Origin of the sequence: Mycobacterium sp. RTGN5, assembly GCF_033804465.1 — a bacterium.
Taxonomy (GTDB): Bacteria; Actinomycetota; Actinomycetes; order Mycobacteriales; family Mycobacteriaceae; genus Mycobacterium.
Window position 1 is genome coordinate 20,267 of the sequence record NZ_JAPZLA010000003.1, and the last position, 16,763, is coordinate 37,029.

Below are 16,763 nucleotides of genomic sequence, written 5' to 3' on the forward strand. Positions count from 1 at the left end.
ACCGCCGGTGGGGCGAGGGGCCTACCGGTAGTTGACGAACTGCAAGGCGACCTCGAGGTCGGCGCCCCGCAGCAATGCCTGCACGGCTTGCAGGTCGTCGCGCTTCTTGGAGCTGACCCGGATCTCTTCACCCTGGACCTGGGACTTGACGCCCTTGGGACCCTCGTCGCGGATGAGCTTGTTGATCTTCTTGGCGTTCTCCTGGTCGATGCCCTGCTTCAGAGTGCCGCTGACCTTGTAGGTTTTGCCGCTGGCCTGCGGTTCTCCGGCGTCGAAGGCCTTCATGGAGATGTCGCGGCGAATCAGCTTCTCCTTGAAGACGTCGACGGCGGCCTTGACCCGCTCCTCGGTGGAGCTGACGATCTCGATGCCCTCGTCGCCCTTCCAGGCGATGGTGGTCTCGGTGCCGCGGAAGTCGAAGCGGGTGCTCAATTCCTTGGCCGCTTGGTTCAGCGCGTTGTCGACCTCTTGGCGGTCGATCTTGCTCACGATGTCGAACGATGAATCCGCCATTGGACTCGTTCCCTTCCCTGACGTGATCGGCCGGTTTGTGTCTGGGGTACATGCTCGTTGTACCCTGCTAGTCGCACCAAACCGGATCCCCGGTGCGGCGCACCCAGGCAGGTTGCCCGAGCGGCCAATGGGAGCGGACTGTAAATCCGTCGGCGAAAGCCTACACAAGTTCGAATCTTGTACCTGCCACACTGGTCAGGCCCCCTTTCGAGGGGGCCTGACTGCGTTGAAGGGTACAGCCGTCCGCAGTGGGCTATGGCCGCCTGGCCGGGCGCCGCCGGGGGTGCGTTGACAAATGAGCGCTTTCACACGAAACGGACAGGCTTACTTAAGGCGTCGTGGCTATGTTCGATAACGAGAGCCTTGTCCCCCCTGGGCTTTCGAAGTTCGGACCCGTCACCACTCATCCCCCCGTGTGGTGACGGGTCCGCTTCGTCTGAATCTGCGAAAAGAAGCGGCCCGCCACCCGAGGGGGGATGGCGGGGGCGATCCAAGACCGCAGCCAGGGAAGGCTCGCGCGGTGGGCTTCTCCCACTCTGTACGGGTTAGGGAAATGTCGGTTACGGGCAAACCGACAGCGGCATTGAGGTCTCGTTGAGGTCCGCACTCGATCCTTTTATCAACAGCCCAACCAGGGCGTCCGAGAAAAGGAACTCAAGCTATGACCGCAATCAGCACCATCAAGAAGCTCGCGGCATCGACCGCCATCGCCGGGGCCCTGAGTGTGGCGGGCCTCGGCCTGGCGAACGGGATCGCGGCGGCAGCACCGGCAGACCACGCAGGCTCGGGGTCGAGTACCTCCACGAAGTCCGAGGAGCATGCTCATCTGATTCCTGGCTTCACGCCGAAGCCGGCCACCGCCGGCGTGACCTCCAAGCCGGGCTCAACAAACACTCCGGCCCCGTGGCACGACCCGACGTCGGACAGCTCGGTGCCCCTAGAAATGGCACCGGCGAAGTAGGGGTCAAAACGATGAGCGGCCGTTGACACCCAGCACGCAATCGGCCCGCCACCCGAAGGACGGCGGGCCGAGTCAGGTGTACGTCAGATAAGTCGGCGGTGAACTGGGGCCGGCCAAGGTTCGGAACGTTCGGATCTACGGGGCCGGTCGCCATCATTGGCGTGGCCACGACCGCTGCCTGTACTGCAGCAGCATCAAACGCATCTTTTTGGGGCTCAGCTGCTGCCCGCGGTGGTGGCAGCCTCCAGCTTGGCCATCACCTGATCCATGCTGAAGCTCGCCGACTTCTGTCGCTGCGGGAACTCGATCAGTGTCTGGAGCATCTCGGCGACATAAGCCTGCGCGGGTACGAACAGGTAGATGTGGTCGAGCATCCAGTCGTAGTAGGTGTTCGACGTCTGGTCGGCCTTTTCGTAGGGATCGGTCCGCAGGTTGAACAGCTTGGGCACGCGTAGTTCGGTGAACGGCTCCGCCCAGATTTGCAACGTGCCGGTGCAGCGTTGCTCGAGGAAGACGAACTTCCAGTTGTCGTACCGCAGTGCGGTCAGGTCGCCGTCATCGGAACAGTAGAAGAAGTGCTGACGGGGGCTGACGTCGACCTCGTCGGTGATGTACGGCAGCTGGTTGTGGCCGTCGAGATGCACCTTGTACGTCGTGCCACCCAGGTCGGCGCCCTTGGCGAGCTGTTCGGCGATGTCCGGCACGCCTGCGGCCGCCAGCAGCGTGACGAACCAGTCGTTGTGACTCACGATGCCGTTGCGGACGATGCCCGAGGGAATGTGGCCCGGCCAGCGCACCATCGCCGGAACCCGGTATGCGCCTTCCCAGTTCGAGTTCTTCTCGTTGCGGAACGGCGTCATGCCTGCGTCGGGCCAGCTGTTCATGTGCGGCCCGTTGTCCGTGGAGTACATGACGATCGTGTTGTCGGCGATACCGAGCTCGTCGATCAGATCGAGCAAGCTGCCGACCAGCTTGTCGTGGTCGATCATCGTGTCGTGGTACTCGGACTGCCAGCGTCCGGACTGGCCGATGCTCTCCGGCTTGGGGTGCGTGCGGAAGTGCATGTGGGTGGCGTTGAACCAGACGAAGAACGGCGTGTCCGACTCATGCTTGTCCTTGATGAAACCTACTGCCGCATCATGGAATTCGTCGTCGACGGTCTCCATCCGCTTCTTGGTGAGCGGGCCGGTGTCCTCGATGCGTTGGGTCCCGTCGCCGTTAGCCCAGGTGTGCAGCACGCCGCGGGGTCCGAACTTCTTGCGGAACTCCGGGTCCTTGGGATAGTCGGGGAGCTCGGGCTCTTCCTCGGCGTTGAGGTGGTAAAGGTTGCCGAAGAACTCGTCGAAGCCGTGCATGGTCGGCAGGTGCTCGTCGCGATCGCCGAGGTGGTTCTTGCCGAACTGCCCGGTGGCATACCCCTGCGCCTTGAGCGCGGTGGCGATCGTCGGGTCCTGGTCTTGCAGGCCCAGGGGGGCGCCGGGCAGGCCGACCTTGGTCAGACCGGTGCGGTACGGGTTCTGGCCGGTGATGAACGCCGCCCGGCCGGCGGTACAGCTCTGTTCGCCGTAGTAGTCGGTGAAGATCGCGCCCTCGGCAGCGATGCGGTCGATATTGGGGGTCCGATAGCCCATCACGCCGTTGCTGTAGCAGCTCAGGTTGCTCTGGCCGATGTCGTCGCCCCAGATGATCAGGATGTTGGGTTTGTCAGTCAACGGGCGACCTCTCGTCACAGCGCACCGTGCTGCACGCCTGTCGCCGAGGCTAGGCCTCATTTGTGGCGAAAGGGCAAGAAAGGGTTGAGGCTAACGCTGCCTTTCGTTGCTTCCCACCGTTCGCTTACCGGTGGTCGACTTCTTCGACGTCCCTCGACTTTGGTCGCGGTGGTGTGTCGGCCCGGGAGTGGCGGCAGCGGCTGGTTGGGAGCGGGTAGCGCGACGAGAGTGGCCCGTCGATGCTGGGGCTCGGCGAGAAGACGTGGCGCTGGCGGCTGTCTTCGTCTTCGCCGCGGCCGCAGGTAGCGAGAGGGCCTTCGACAATCCCTGCCCAATGTTCACAAGGCCCCCAAGGATCGCCGCCGGGGGCAAGATCGCGTAGCCAATCGCGCCCACCGCCACCGCGAACGCGACGGTAGTCAGATTGATTGATCCGCCGGCGGTGACCACAAACGGACTCATGAGGACCAACGCGAACGCAGCGGTCAGCGGAATGGTGACCGGAAAGGCGATGTACCACGCCGGGGTCAACAGCACTGCAGCCCCGGTGAAGAGCAACGCTTGGCCGAGGTTCAGCGGGGCACCCGGTGTCGCCGCCGCTCTCGTGGTCGGGGTTCTCGCTGCCACAACGGAGTTCGACGCAGCAGGGTCGGAAACCGAAGCGACACTTGATATCACTGACGCCGCAAGTGTGGCCTCCAGGTGCATCATCCGGCTAACGGGCATCTCCCTTGGCGGAGTGGCTCCCAACCCCGCTGCCACAACGGCGGCGGCGACCACCATTGCGCACATGTTCCGCACTCCGGTGCGTGGCCGCACGGAGCCTGTCGCCGTCCCAATTGCCACGTTCATACCGCTCCCATTCATTGGAACCACCCGATTCCTGAGAAATTATCAGGAAAGGTGGCAAAGAACCGTCCTTTGATGATTCGCCGCAGGACCCGGCCTGGCGAGCAGGTAGCGCGCTACTCCAATTTCACCGAAGCGATCGATTTTCGGCCGCCAGCCTGCAAAGAGGCACCTCGAGGCCATGTGGCTGTGCTATATCACTCGTAATCGTCTTATACGTCAATATTCGGGGGCAGAACAAATGGGTACCGGTCACAACGCTCACAGCGAGCTTTCCAATCGTCGAAACCTGTACGTCGGCCGGGTCGGGGCTTTGGCCCTTGCTCTCGGCGTGGGCGGAGTAATCGCCGCTCTTCCGGCGGTAGCGACCGCCGACACCGGTTCCGGCAATTCGGGGAAGGCAACGTCTTCGGCAGCGTCGCCCGGTAAGGCAAGCCCGAAGGCGCGCGGCGCAGCAGCCGGTTCGGCGAAGCCGGGGAAGCGGGCCCAGGGTGCGAGCGCAGTCGCCAGTGCAGCGGCCGCGACGCCGCAGTCGCTGACCGCCGCGCATCGCCTGCCCTCGCACTGGCTGGGCGGAAGCGGAGGCCCGCTGGCCCCGATCGCGGCTCCGCTGGAGTTGGCGGCGCTGGCGTTGCGCCGTGAGCTCTCGAACGTCACCACCGCGGTCGTACCGGCACCTTCGGTGACGACCGGAGAGCCGGCCAATTCGGCAGCGGCGCTGCCGGCTTCCGCCGGCGACCTGGCGACCTGGAATAGCCAGATCGCGCCGGCACTGACGACCTTCATCAAGAAGGGTATTAACTTCGACGGTCTGACCATCGAGAACAAGGCTGTTGTCAACGCGCTGCTGCCCACCGTCGTCGAATTGCTGGGCGACGCGTACTCCCAAAGCGGCGTCAATACCGCCCTCACCGCCCTGGCCAATAACCCGACGTTCTTGGGCGTGGTCGTCAATCAGGTCCAGACAGGCTTGGTCGCCAACGGATTAACCCCGGGTGCTGCGCACGTCGCCGGCCAGGCGGCCGGCTACCTGGTGCAAACCTTCTTGACCAACACCGCCGCCCAAAATGCCATCGGCACTGTCGTTCACGCGCTGACCGTGGTGCCCGATGGGTTGACTGTCGCCGCCTTCGTCGCGCAGTTGAACTCGCCGACCTACACGTTGCAGCAACTCGTCGGACAGATCGTCCTGACGAGCACGCCGGACGTGGTGGCGACGTTGCCCGTACTGCTTGCCGACCAAGGTCTGCGAACGGCGGTGTTCGGCGCAATCAAGGGTGCCGCCCACGTGCTTGTCGGTCTGAGCGGCTGGCAGGAAGATCCGTCGTCCGCCTTCGTGAGGTTCATCGGTGATCAGGTCGAACTGGCGGTGACGGAAGGTACCAACAGCACCCCCGTGACCGCGGTCGTCGCACTGGCGGGACGTGCTGCGGTAGAACATATTCTGAGCTCAGCGGTGATCATCGACGGCGGATTAGGCACGGTCGAGACGGCGGTGTCGACGTTCCTGGATTATTCGGGCGTCAACGCGGCATTGGTGACCGCTGCTAACTCGGTCGCGCAGGCGATCGTCGATGGGGCCGACGATCCGCAGGCGGCTTACGACGCCGCGATGCAGACGTTGCGGGCCAATGCCAGTGTTCGGTTGGCGATCGGCCAGGCGCTCAAGAGCGGGGTGAAGTCCCTCACCGGCAATGCCGCAGCGCTCAACGATGTCAGCGCGACGGTCAAGACGTTCATCACCGACGTGGCCACCGACCCGGTTATCAAGGCCGCCGTCCTCCAGCGGTTCGGCGACAAGTATGGCGCCGAAATCGTTGGCGTGCTCAACAACACGGCCGCGATAGACAAGTTGGCCAATGCGATCGCGACGGTTGTGCCGAAGTTCCTTGGGGCACGCGGAGTTTCCGACGCGCTGGCCGAAGCCGTGAACCAGATCGCCCTCGCACCGTTCGATGGCGAAGGCACAAACGACATCGTCCAGACCGCACTGGCTGCGCTGCAAGAGAACCCGGCGATCAAGGCGGCGCTGAAATCCACCGTCAGTGCGGCGGTACGCGGATTCCTGGGTGTTCAGTCCCTGGAACAAGCCGCCGCCAGAATCGCCGGGTACGCGGTCCAAGACTTCTTCGACTCGTCGCCGATCAACAACCCCACCTTGGAGCGGCTGGCGTCTAACGCGTTGAAGTCCGTGGTGCACTCACTGCTGGGCGACGGGTCCGTGCGAAACCTGATCGGCAGCCTCGCCGGCGATCTCGCGTCGGGGAGGCCGGCGGAGGACGTGGTGAGAGCCCTGGTGAACAACGTCCTCGGGAGCCCGGGATTTCAGTTCGCTGTCGGCCAGGCCATCGGCCAGGCGGTGGGTTCCGTCTTCGGCGGCGGCCCCATCGGCGGCCTGGTGGCGCAGCTCGTCGGGATCCCGACGGGGCTCTTCATCGCAGTGAACGCGGTGCCCGTGTTGCTGTTCATCAAATCTGGCTTGGCGGACGCGTTGATTGCCCAGCTCGCCGGATTTGTTCTCGCACAAGCCCCGACGGAGGCGTGACGCCGACGATGCCAGTTGCGTCCTGAACCGCGCTGCTTCCCAACGTGTTTCAGGTACTGCGGGGTATTGACAGCGCGAGAACCTTACCTGGGGGATAGCTAATCCTTCCCTCTGTGTAGATGAAGTCTGGCTTCTGGGCGATTACCGGGGCGCCGCAAAATCGGCAGCATTTCTTCTCAACAACCAGAGAAGGAATTCCGACAATGACCGAATCAACCCGCAAGCTGACCGGCTTCAAATACGCAGCGACGCTCATCGGCGCCCTGGCTTTTGTCGCCTTGGCTCCGGCCGCGGCCCACGCACAGCCCATCCAACACAACGACGGTGGCGGCTGCCATTACACCGACAAGGACGGTTACGACATCCCGATCGACGAGGGCCAGAGCGTCATCGTCGACGGCAAGACCGTGACCTGCAGCGGCGGATCGATCGTCGTCGCCAGTGCGCCGGGGAACACCGGCGGAACCACGAAGCCCGGTGGACTGAAGGGGGGTGTCCTCGTCAACCTGCCCCGCGCGGCGGCAACCCGCTAACCCCCGTCAGTCACATTTCGGCCCGTCACCAGGGGAGTGGTGGCGGGCCGAACACGTGCGCCGAGCCAGGAGTTCGGGCAAAGTTTGAACCGGCGGCACCTCGGTGACGTGTCTCGCCTGATTGATGAGGAAGGGGGTCGGGGCCTTCCCTGGCCCAAAACTCTGGAGCCAGGGCGTCGCCCAGTTCAGAATGTAACTACGAGCTCTATGTAACTACGAGCTTTCCGGTGACGACTGGATTTGCAGGCGGCGACTGACGCAAATCCGACGTCGGTGAGTTTTGACTCGGTACTTTTGGAGATCGCGAATCAGTCGCATCACATCGGAGGACCATCGGCGATATGGCCGGAGAATATGGGGAGGGCTCCAAGGCCCCGGGAAGCGGGCTCGCTGCCGAATTGGTAGCCGCCGGATTCTTGGACGCCGTGGAAGTGGGCCGAGGCGGCGCGGGGATCGTCTACCGCTGCCACCAACCGTCACTTGCGCGAAGCGTTGCCATCAAGGTGCTGATGTCTGACCTCGACCAAGACAACCGGGAGCGTTTCCTCCGTGAGGGTCTGGCGATGGGCAAACTCTCCGGCCACCCGAATATCGAGGACATCCTGCAGGTTGGCGTGACTGAATCCAACCGGCCGTACATCGTGATGCCGTACCACGAAGCGGGTTCCCTTGCGCAGCGGCTACACCGCGTCGGCCGGATCGCGTGGCCTGACGCATTGCGTATCGCGGTGAAGTTGTGCGGCGCTCTGGAAACTGCGCACCGGACCGGCACCTTGCACCGCGACATCAAGCCCGGGAACGTGCTTGTCAACGATTACGGCGAACCGCAATTGAGCGACTTCGGCATTGCGCGAATCGTCGGCGGCTACGAAACGGCGACCGGGTTCTTCACCGGCACCATCGCCTTCACCGCGCCCGAAGTACTGGCCGGAAGTCCACCGACGGCCGTCTCCGACGTGTACTCCCTTGGCGCCACTATTTATGCCGTGATTGCCGGAGCTGCCGCACATGAGCGCAAGGATGGCGAGGATCTGGTCGCGCACTACCTGCGGATCAGTTCGACTCCTGTGCCAGACATGCGGCCTCAGGGAATCCCGCCCAATGTGTGCGCCGCGGTTGAGAAGGCGATGTCGCTGGATCCGATGGAACGCCACGTGTCCGCGGCGGAATTCGGCCGCGAACTGCAGTCGGCGCAGCGTCACAATGGATTGATCGCGGACTCGATGGTCCTCAGCGAGTCGAACGGTCCGTCAGCACAGCCGGCGGACCCGTCGGCGACGCAGTTTGCGACCGCCAGTCACACTGACCTGTCTGAAGCGCCTTCCCTCGCCGCGTTGGGTGGGCCGCCGGTGCCGACGCCGCCGATGCCGGTTTCGAGTCTGCCGGGCTCGACTGGGCCGGTTTCGCCCAGCCCGGGCGGGCAGATTCCGCCGAGCCCGCCCGGACCAATCCCGCCGGGCAATTATGGGCCGCCGGCCCCGGGGTTCGAGGGGCCGACCAGCATCATCAAGAAGACGACACAGAATCGCAGTTCCCTGCTAGTAGGTGCCGCCGCGGTTGTCGCGGTGCTGATATTGGTGGCAGGCAGCATCTACTTCGTCTCGTCGCGCGACAAGAGCGACACGGGCGGCAGCGGTGGCACGACGATCGCGAGCCAACCGACGACCGAGGCTCAAGCCGACTGGAAACCGATCACGAATGCCCGCGTTGCCAGCGAGGCGGCGGCGACTACCCAGTCCGATGGCACCATCTGGATTTTCGGGGGGTTGGAGAGCGACGGGAGTGTCAGCGGACGGCACGAGGGCTATGACCCCGCCATTGACAGCTGGAAGGGCGGCGATGATCTCCCTGTTCCGGTTCAGCACGCGATGTCGGTGACGTGGCAGGGAACTCCGTGCGTGCTGGGCGGCTGGCGGGCCGAGGGCACCAACACCGAGATAGCGACCGACAAGGTCTGGCGCGTCGTCAACAGTCGCTGGGTGGAACTGCCGCCGCTGTTGCAGCCCCGCGCGGCGGGCGTCGCGGCCGTGGTCGGCGGCCGCCTTGTGGTCACCGGCGGTGTGGGTGTCACCGGCAAGCTGCTCAACACCACCGAGGTTTTCGACGGCACCACGTGGAAGCTGGGAGCCGAAATGCCAACGCCGCGAAAGATGTTGGGCGGCGCATCGGATGACAAGGTGGTGTACACGGTAGGCGGAACCGACGGGACCAATGACCTGGCGACGGTTGAGGCATATGACCCTGCCGCCGACTCCTGGACGGCGTTACCCGCCCTTCCCCAGCCACGTAGCGACCTCGGAGTGGCCATCGCCGACGCGCGGCTCGTGGCCGTCGGGGGTCTGTCGGCGGGACAGTTACTCAAGACCGTTTCGGTGATGGATGTCGCCACCAAGACGTGGGCTGGGCTGCCGGACATGAGCACCGCGCGCCACGGTATGGCCGTCGCCGCGGTGGAGAAGACGGTGTACGTCATCGGCGGCGCGACCGCCGTTGGCAACGCCCAGGTGACGTCGACGGCGGAATCGCTGAAACTGGCGCCGCGCAAGCTCCAACCGGCATCAGCCTGGCGTTCGCTGCCGGATGCGCCGACCGCTCGGCTGATGATGGCGTGGACGGTGCTCGACGACAAGATCTTCGTCGCCGGCGGCATGCGTCACGGCGAAATGCTCCAATTGGTGCAGAGCTACGACCCGCAGACCGGGGCATGGCAAACCCAACCTCCGCTGCCAGTTCCGTTGCACCACGCGACCGCGACGACATACCGCGGCGAAATGGTGGTCATCGGCGGCGCCAGTGACGAACTCGCGAACGCGTCGAACAAGGTCTACGCCCTGCGCGGAACCAACTGGGTAGAGCTGCCCAGCCTCACCCACGCCCGAGCGGCCGCCGGAGCGGCAGTCGTCGGGGACAAGCTCGTGGTCACCGGCGGGCAGAACGAAAAGAAGTTGGTAGCGCAGACCGAGGTGTTCGACGGCCAGTCCTGGAAGGACGTGGCCGACTTGCCGACGCCGCGCGAACACTTGGCCGCGGTGTCCGATGGGACCTACGTGTACACGGTCGGCGGACGATTCCTCTCCGCCGACAAGAACTCCGCGGCGTTCGAGCGCTTCGATCCCAAGTCCGGGCAGTGGACGAAGCTGGTGGACATGCCGACTCCGCGCGGCAGCTACGGCGCGACTCTCATCGACGGCCGGATCGTCGCCGTCGGTGGCGAGGAACCGACACAGGTACTGGGCACCGCCGAGATGTACGACATCGCCGAGGGCAAATGGATTTCACTGACACCGATGCCGACCGCGCGCCACGGCGAGGCGGTCGCCGCGGTCGGCGACACGGTGTATGTCATCGGCGGCGCGAATCGGCCGACGCACGAAGGTGCTGTCGCGACGGTCGAGGCGTTGGACTTCTCCTGATACCTTCGCGCACTTAGTCTTTGGGAGTATCGCGCAGCATATGTAGCGTGACGGCCCCGCGCCGAAAGGCTTCGTTGGCCAGGCGCACCCGGCGCTCGCCCTCCGGCGCGATAGCGAACTTGTCGTACAGGTTTTGCAAGTGCTGCTTGACCGCTGCCTCGGTGACGAAGAGCTCCTGGGCCATTTGCTTGACCGAGACCGCTTCAGGAAACGGGTCGCCGGACACCATCGGGCGGCACAGGACCACGAGGACCTCGAGTTCGCGCGGGGTCAGGCGCGGTGGTGGCTGGGTGGGGGCGACAGAAACAGTTGCCTCACCAAGTGTCGTTTCGTCGGTGCCCTTGACTTCCCAGAAGACCAATTTCGACTTGCCGATCCGCAACTCGTCGCCCGATCGCAGCACTCGTTCGGCGGCGATCTTCTCCCCGTTGAGATAGGTGCCGTTGCGGCTGCCCACGTCGCGTACCGACCAGGCATTGCCGAGTTTCTCCAACACGGCATGGACCCGTGAGACCGTCGTGTCGTGGTCGAGTGACACGAGATTGGTCGAGGATTTGCCGACGGTCACTCGCTCGTCGTCGAGTGTGATCAGCTGCCGTCCGGAGGGTTTCCAGACTTCCAGGTGGGAAGGCATGTGGATAGCTTATTCGGTCGGGTCCTGGGTGCCGACGAGGCGCATCCAGCCGAAGTCGTCGGGGGCCTGGCCGTGGTGGATGTCCAGCATCGTTTCCCGTAGCCGCGACGTGACCGGTCCGGCCGTGCCATCGCCGACCGGCCAGTCCTGATGAGCGGAAACCACGTACCCGACCGGGACAATCGAGCGGGCGGTGCCACACGCGAATGTCTCGGTGATGCGACCGGCTCGGCAGCCCTGTTCCCACGCGTCGAGCGTGATCGGGTCCTCCGACACCGGGTAACCCAGCGATTCCGCCAACCGCAGGATCGAGTTTCGGGTGATGCCGGCCAGTAGGGTGCCGCTCAACGGCGGGGTGCGGAGGCGGGGGCCTTCGGTGGTGGATTCGACGAAGAACAGGTTGCAGCCGCCCGCTTCTTCGACGTACCGGCGCTCGCGGGCGTCGAGCCACACGACCTCGTCGCAGTTGTTGGCCGCGGCCTCGCGCTGGACGATGAAGGAGCCGCCGTAGTTGCCGCCGCACTTGGCCGCACCGGTACCGCCCGGCGCGGCACGGATGTACTCGGGTGCCGCCCAGAGGCGCATGGCCTTCGGCTCCAGGGACGCGGGCCGCGCCGGGGTGCCGATCACCGTGAACAGGTACTCCTCGGCGGGGCGAAGGCCAAGGCCGGTTTGCGACGCAATCATGAACGGCCGCAAGTACAAGCTGTGCCCGCGGGTGCGTGGCACCCATTCACCGTCGACTCGCACCAGCGCCTCGACCGCCGCGACGAAGTCCTCTGCCGGCAGCGCGGGCATGGCCATCCGGCGCGCCGAGTTGTTGAACCGGCGGGCATGATCGGCGGGACGGAACAGGGCCCGCTGACCGTTCGGGCGCCAAAACACCTTCATGCCTTCGAAAACCGTTTGACCGTAGTGCAATGCCATGGTGGCCGGGTGAAAGGACATGGGCGCGAGCGGCCCAACCTTGGCATCGTGCCAGCCGACGTCTGCGGTCCACCGGATGGTGACCATGTGGTCGGTGAAGACGTCGCCGAACCCGGGCGTCGCGAGCAGTGCCTCACGTTTGTTATCCGGGACTAGCTGTGTGGCAGCGGTATTCATGCGTTCTCCTTGAGGACGGATGTGAAGCGGTCGAGCGCGCGGTCGACCAGGGGACCGGAGATCCCGGTGTAACCGGACGGATCGAACAGCCCGCTGACGTCGACGCCGGTCACGCCGGCCTCCTGTAGAGCGATGGTGAGCAGGTCGGCGACATCGGCACCGTCCCTCTCGGCCGCCGCGGTGACCTGGGACAGTAGACGTTTGGCGTTGGCCTTGCCGAGTAACGGCGCCAGCACCGCGTTGACACGCTCGGAGACGATGGCGCCGCGGGTCAACCGCAGGTTCGCGGCCATCGCCTCGGGTTGGACCTGAAGTGTTTCCACCAGGCGCGTGGCGTTGGCGGCCGCACCGGCAGCGATGCGCAAGCACTCGCGCAGTGGTTGCCACTCGGCGTGCCAGCCGCCCGAGGATCGCTCGTCCTCCACCGCCATGGCGCTGAACAGCACGACGGCGATCGGGGGCAGCTGCCTCGCCGCGGTCGCGACGAGCGTCGCGAAGACGGGGTTGTGCTTCTGCGGCATGGCCGAGGACGCTCCACGGCCGGGCGCGGGCTCCTCGGTGACCTCGCCGATCTCGGTGCGGCTCAAAACGAGAACATCAGCGGCCATCTTGCCGAGCGCGCCCGTCGTGATCATCAGGCTCGCCGCGACGTCGGCCAGGGGCGTGCGAATTTGATGCCATGGCAGGACCGGCTCGGCCAGCCCGAGACGGCCGGCCACCAACGCCGGCAAGCGCAACGTCGCGTCCGTGGGATCGGCCGTGGCCAAGGCGTACTGGTGGTAGGCCGCAAGCGTGCCCGCGGCACCGCCCAGCGACACCGGAAGCGTCGCGCGAACCTGGCGCACCCGCTGTACGGCGTCGAGCACCAGATGCAGCCAGGTGGCCGCTTTCAACCCGAAGGTGACCGGCACGGCGTGCTGGGTCAGCGTGCGCCCGGCCATCGCTGTATCCCGGTGCCGCTCAGCGTGTTCGGCCAGGTTTTCGGCGCATGTAAGCAGGTCCTCGGCGATGCGGTCCAGCGTCGCTACGCACAGCAGCGTCAACGCCGTATCCAGGATGTCCTGGCTGGTGCTACCGCGGTGCACGTACTCGGCGGCGGACGGGTCGACGGAACGGACTGCGGCGGTGAGCTGTTCGACGAATGCCACCACCGGGTTGGCTGTGTCGCGCACCCCGGCAGCGAGCGCCGCGAGGTCGATGTGTGCAGGCACGGCGGCGGCCCTGATGGCCACCGCCGCGCCCGCGGGAATCACGCCTAGTTCGGCCTGCGCCTCGGCCAGTGCGACTTCGGTTGCGAGCATCGCGGTCAGTAACGCGTTGTCGTCGACGAGGTGGGCCGCACCCGTCGCCGCCCATGCGGGCGCCAGGATTCCGTAGTCGGTCATGCTGATCTCTCCGTCAGGTGGTCGGTCGCGGTGCGCAGGCTGGACCGGGCGATCGCGTCGGCGTCCCCGAGAATCACGGAGTTGACGCCGGGGCGGATGCCCGCCGCGGTCACCCAATGCACGGACTCGGTGGGCACACCGAACGCGAAGCGCCGCGGGTGCGCACGATCGTGTGCGTCGAGCAGCCGATAGGGACGACGGGTGACCGCGACACCGCCGGCGACCCAGTGACCACCGCCTCGAACCGGGATGCGGTGCGGCCGGCACTCGCCCCGGTCCAGCAGGTTCTGCAGAAGCGGATCGGCTGTCCGATGCAGGTCCGTTTCCGGCAGGCGGGCCTCGATCAACGTCGCGGCGGTCACGGTGAGGTCCGGGCAGACTCCGGAGCGTGCGACGAACTGTCCGTCCGCGGAGTCGACGTGCAGGTCCGGGCCGAGCACCTCGAGCACGCCGGCATCCATCAGCGCGCCGAACTGCTCGATGCGTTCGGCGGGTGGGCCGATCGACAGGAAGGCGTTCAACGGCATGTACCAGCGCTGCAGCTCGTCGCGGTAGGAGTCACCGGACAAGCCGCCGTGGTCCACCAACAACCGGATTTCGTTGCGCAGGTCCCGCAGGACATCCATGGCGGCCTTGCGGGGGCCGGTCACGTTTCCTTTCAACGCCTCTCGGACTTCGTCGTCCAGATACGACCGCAGCCAGCGGCGGAATTCCTTCGTCGAGGACACCTCGGCGTCGGTGAACGGCGACGCGATCTTTCGCCAGTCCCAACCGCTTTCGGGATCGATGTCGAACTTGGCGAGCACCGTGCGCTGGGCCTCGCTCTCCTCGATCGCCAGGGGGTCGCCGAAGACCGGGACCTCCGCGGGTTCCGCCGCGGCGAACAAGTTGGTGAATTCGTCGGCGTCGCAGGTGCATCGACGCTCCCGCACCAGAGTCGCGTAGTAGACCGTGCGGACCTCTTGGTCGATCAGCGGCCAGATGTCGCGACGGAAGTCCGCAGGCACGCCGGCGTCGGCGCGAGCCCGAAGCCGCACGATCACCTCGGCGGTGACGTATCGGGGCGTGTGCCGGCCGAACGAGCCCTTCTGGTTCTTGCCGCGGGCGTGGTAGGGCACACCCCGCCGGGAGCCCACCACCAGGCGAGGCTCCTCGCCGGACGGGATATAGCGAAGGGCGGCCGGGCTGTTTTCGGCGTCGCGCACGAACGTGCCGCCACGGCCGATCGTGAACAGCGCCATGTAGTCGAAGAAGTTGAGGCCCATGCCCCGCAGGATGACTGGCTCGCCCGCCGGGATGTCGTCCAGTGGCACGTCGGCCGGGTTGTTCGGGGCGATGTACCGCAGGTCGTTCCGCACCGCGAACTCACCGAGAGAGGTTTCGGCTTCACCGAGGTGATGCGGCATATGACCGAGCGCCAGCACCACGGACTGCAGGTTTCTGATCGTCTCCCCGGAGTGTAAGACGATCTCCTGCAAGCCATCTGCCGTGTCGCGCACGTCGACTGCGGTGGCCTGGTGCGACACGAAGCTGACGGCTGGGGGCGCGGTCCAGATGATGCGGTCGCGCGCCCATTGCAGGTAGCTGCCGTAGAAGGGGCGCGACGGGTAGTCGTCAGGCCCGAGCGTAAGTGCCTCGGCACGAACAGCTTCCGGCACGTTCGGGCTGCCGATCAACGCGATCGAGCGTGCCCACTCGTAAAGGCTCGGCCCCGGTACCACCGGCCCGGCGCAGTCGACGGTGTCGTCGACGAAGATGGTCACCTGGCAGGCGACGGTGTTCATCAATAGCACCCGGTCCTGGGTGCTGCGCCACACCTGGCCGCCGTCGAACACGTGGGGGTCGATGAGATGAATGACGAGTTCCTGTCCGGGTGCCAGCAGTGAATCAGCGTTGGCGCACAGGCGTTCCGCGACCGACAAGCCGCGGGGGCCGAGCCCGACGATCGCCGTGTGCAGTTGGTTAGTGAACACTGGGCGCCCCGCTCATCCGGCGGCCGAGCGCCGTCGCCACTGGGGCGAGCCGAGCCATCACGTCGGCGAATTCGTAGGGCAGCAACGCCTGCTTGCCGTCGCACAACGCCTGCTCCGGCGCGACGTGGACGTCGATGATCAGCGCGTCGGCTCCGGCAGCGATCGCGGCCAGCGACAGTGGTGCCACCAGGTCCGGGTGTCCACCGGAATGGCTGGGATCCACCATGACGGGCAGGTGGGTGCGCTGCTTCCACAGCGCGACCGCGGTGAGGTCCAGCGTGAAGCGGGCCGACGGCTCGAAGGTGCGAATTCCGCGCTCGCACAGTACAACCTGGTCGTTGCCCTCGAGCAGAAGGTATTCGGCGGCGGCGAGGGTCTCTTCCACCGTGCAGCCGAAGCCACGCTTGAGCACCACCGGAAGCCCGCTCTGGCCGGCGGCGGTCAGCAGCGCGAAGTTCTGCATGTTGCGTGCACCGATCTGCAGTGCGTCGACCACCCCGGCCAGCCGCTTGACGTGCTCGGGATCGATCACCTCGGTGACGACGGGCAGGCCGGTCCGCTCCCTGGCCTCGGCCAGCAGATCAAGGCCGTCCCACTGCAGGCCCTGGAAGGAATGGGGCGAGGTGCGGGGTTTGAAGACGCCGCCTCGCAGGCCGACGGCGCCCTCTGCGGCGACGACAGCCGCGGTGGCAAGCGTTTGTTCGGCCGATTCGACGGCGCACGGTCCGGCGATCACCGCGACGGAACCGTCGCCGATCGTCGTCGGGCCGAAGGAGACCACGGTTCCGGCGGGGCGGAGTTCCCTGCGGCCCAGGAAGGCCTCGCCGCGCCTCTGCACTGTGTGGGTCGGCGCGGGAAGGTCTAAGAGGTATCCGGTGTCGATGAGCTCGGTATCGGAAGCCGAGAGGACGTGGGTGTCGCCCAGGCGGTACAACTCGGCGGGGGAGCCGCCGGCCTCGAAGTGCTGGATCCACCCCTCGACGCTGGCGCGGGTGATGCTCTCGTTGAAGACGAGAAGCTGTGTGTCTGTGGTCATGGTCAAATGCTCGCTGCCAGGGCGTTTGGGTGTAATCGCCTGCGCAACCAGAAATTCCATGCGCAGGGATAGCTTTTCCTACCTCTGAAGCAAGTAAACGAGTCA

General features: G+C 65.7%; 11 protein-coding genes and 1 tRNA gene. 5 read left to right on the forward strand and 7 right to left on the reverse strand.

What is annotated here, in order from left to right:
- Window positions 1–21: 21 nt before the first annotated feature.
- Window positions 22–513, reverse strand: a complete 492-nt coding sequence (locus tag SLQ31_RS17000) for a YajQ family cyclic di-GMP-binding protein (protein WP_319434756.1) — start codon at window positions 511–513, stop codon at window positions 22–24.
- A gap of 106 nt (window positions 514–619) precedes the next feature.
- Here SLQ31_RS17000 and SLQ31_RS17005 point away from each other — a divergent pair.
- Together SLQ31_RS17005 and SLQ31_RS17010 are read left to right on the forward strand one after the other, a co-directional pair.
- Window positions 620–702 (forward strand) — tRNA-Tyr (locus SLQ31_RS17005).
- Between the two features lie 472 nt (window positions 703–1,174).
- Window positions 1,175–1,474: a hypothetical protein gene (locus SLQ31_RS17010; RefSeq protein ID WP_319434758.1), complete on the forward strand. Its 300-nt coding sequence runs from the start codon at window positions 1,175–1,177 to the stop codon at window positions 1,472–1,474.
- A gap of 215 nt (window positions 1,475–1,689) precedes the next feature.
- On the opposite strand, the gene SLQ31_RS17015 is transcribed toward SLQ31_RS17010, so the two are convergent.
- On the reverse strand, window positions 1,690–3,186 hold the full coding sequence (locus tag SLQ31_RS17015; RefSeq protein WP_319434760.1) for an arylsulfatase: 1,497 nt from the start codon (window positions 3,184–3,186) through the stop codon (window positions 1,690–1,692).
- A gap of 1,090 nt (window positions 3,187–4,276) precedes the next feature.
- Between SLQ31_RS17015 and SLQ31_RS17020 the strand changes: the two genes are divergently transcribed.
- From SLQ31_RS17020 to SLQ31_RS17030, 3 genes are all read left to right on the forward strand, one after another.
- On the forward strand, window positions 4,277–6,580 hold the full coding sequence (locus SLQ31_RS17020; protein ID WP_319434762.1) for a hypothetical protein: 2,304 nt from the start codon (window positions 4,277–4,279) through the stop codon (window positions 6,578–6,580).
- A 203-nt stretch (window positions 6,581–6,783) separates the two neighbouring features.
- Window positions 6,784–7,113: a hypothetical protein gene (locus tag SLQ31_RS17025; RefSeq protein WP_319434764.1), complete on the forward strand. Its 330-nt coding sequence runs from the start codon at window positions 6,784–6,786 to the stop codon at window positions 7,111–7,113.
- A gap of 341 nt (window positions 7,114–7,454) precedes the next feature.
- The gene (locus SLQ31_RS17030; protein WP_319434766.1) at window positions 7,455–10,526 is read left to right on the forward strand and encodes a protein kinase domain-containing protein; all 3,072 of its coding nucleotides are present in this window, start codon (window positions 7,455–7,457) and stop codon (window positions 10,524–10,526) included.
- 13 nt (window positions 10,527–10,539) lie between these two features.
- Here the strand turns inward: SLQ31_RS17030 and SLQ31_RS17035 are convergent, their stop codons facing one another.
- Genes SLQ31_RS17035 through aroF form a run of 5 tightly spaced genes read right to left on the reverse strand, consistent with a single transcriptional unit; the run spans window position 10,540 to window position 16,658 of the window.
- The gene (locus tag SLQ31_RS17035) at window positions 10,540–11,160 is read right to left on the reverse strand and encodes an FHA domain-containing protein (RefSeq protein WP_319434768.1); all 621 of its coding nucleotides are present in this window, start codon (window positions 11,158–11,160) and stop codon (window positions 10,540–10,542) included.
- Window positions 11,161–11,169: 9 nt separating this feature from the next.
- Window positions 11,170–12,264: a branched-chain amino acid aminotransferase gene (locus tag SLQ31_RS17040; protein ID WP_319434770.1), complete on the reverse strand. Its 1,095-nt coding sequence runs from the start codon at window positions 12,262–12,264 to the stop codon at window positions 11,170–11,172.
- Window positions 12,261–13,649, reverse strand: coding sequence for an adenylosuccinate lyase family protein (locus SLQ31_RS17045; RefSeq protein ID WP_319434772.1), 1,389 nt, complete (start codon window positions 13,647–13,649; stop codon window positions 12,261–12,263). The genes SLQ31_RS17040 and SLQ31_RS17045 overlap by 4 nt, the downstream gene beginning before the upstream one ends.
- Window positions 13,646–15,622: an FAD/NAD(P)-binding protein gene (locus SLQ31_RS17050; RefSeq protein WP_319434774.1), complete on the reverse strand. Its 1,977-nt coding sequence runs from the start codon at window positions 15,620–15,622 to the stop codon at window positions 13,646–13,648. Before SLQ31_RS17050 ends, SLQ31_RS17045 begins: the two co-directional genes overlap by 4 nt.
- Complete coding sequence (gene aroF, locus SLQ31_RS17055; RefSeq protein WP_319434776.1) at window positions 15,612–16,658, reverse strand: 3-deoxy-7-phosphoheptulonate synthase; 1,047 nt, start codon at window positions 16,656–16,658, stop codon at window positions 15,612–15,614. The genes SLQ31_RS17050 and aroF overlap by 11 nt, the downstream gene beginning before the upstream one ends.
- Between the last annotated feature and the right edge of the window lie 105 nt (window positions 16,659–16,763).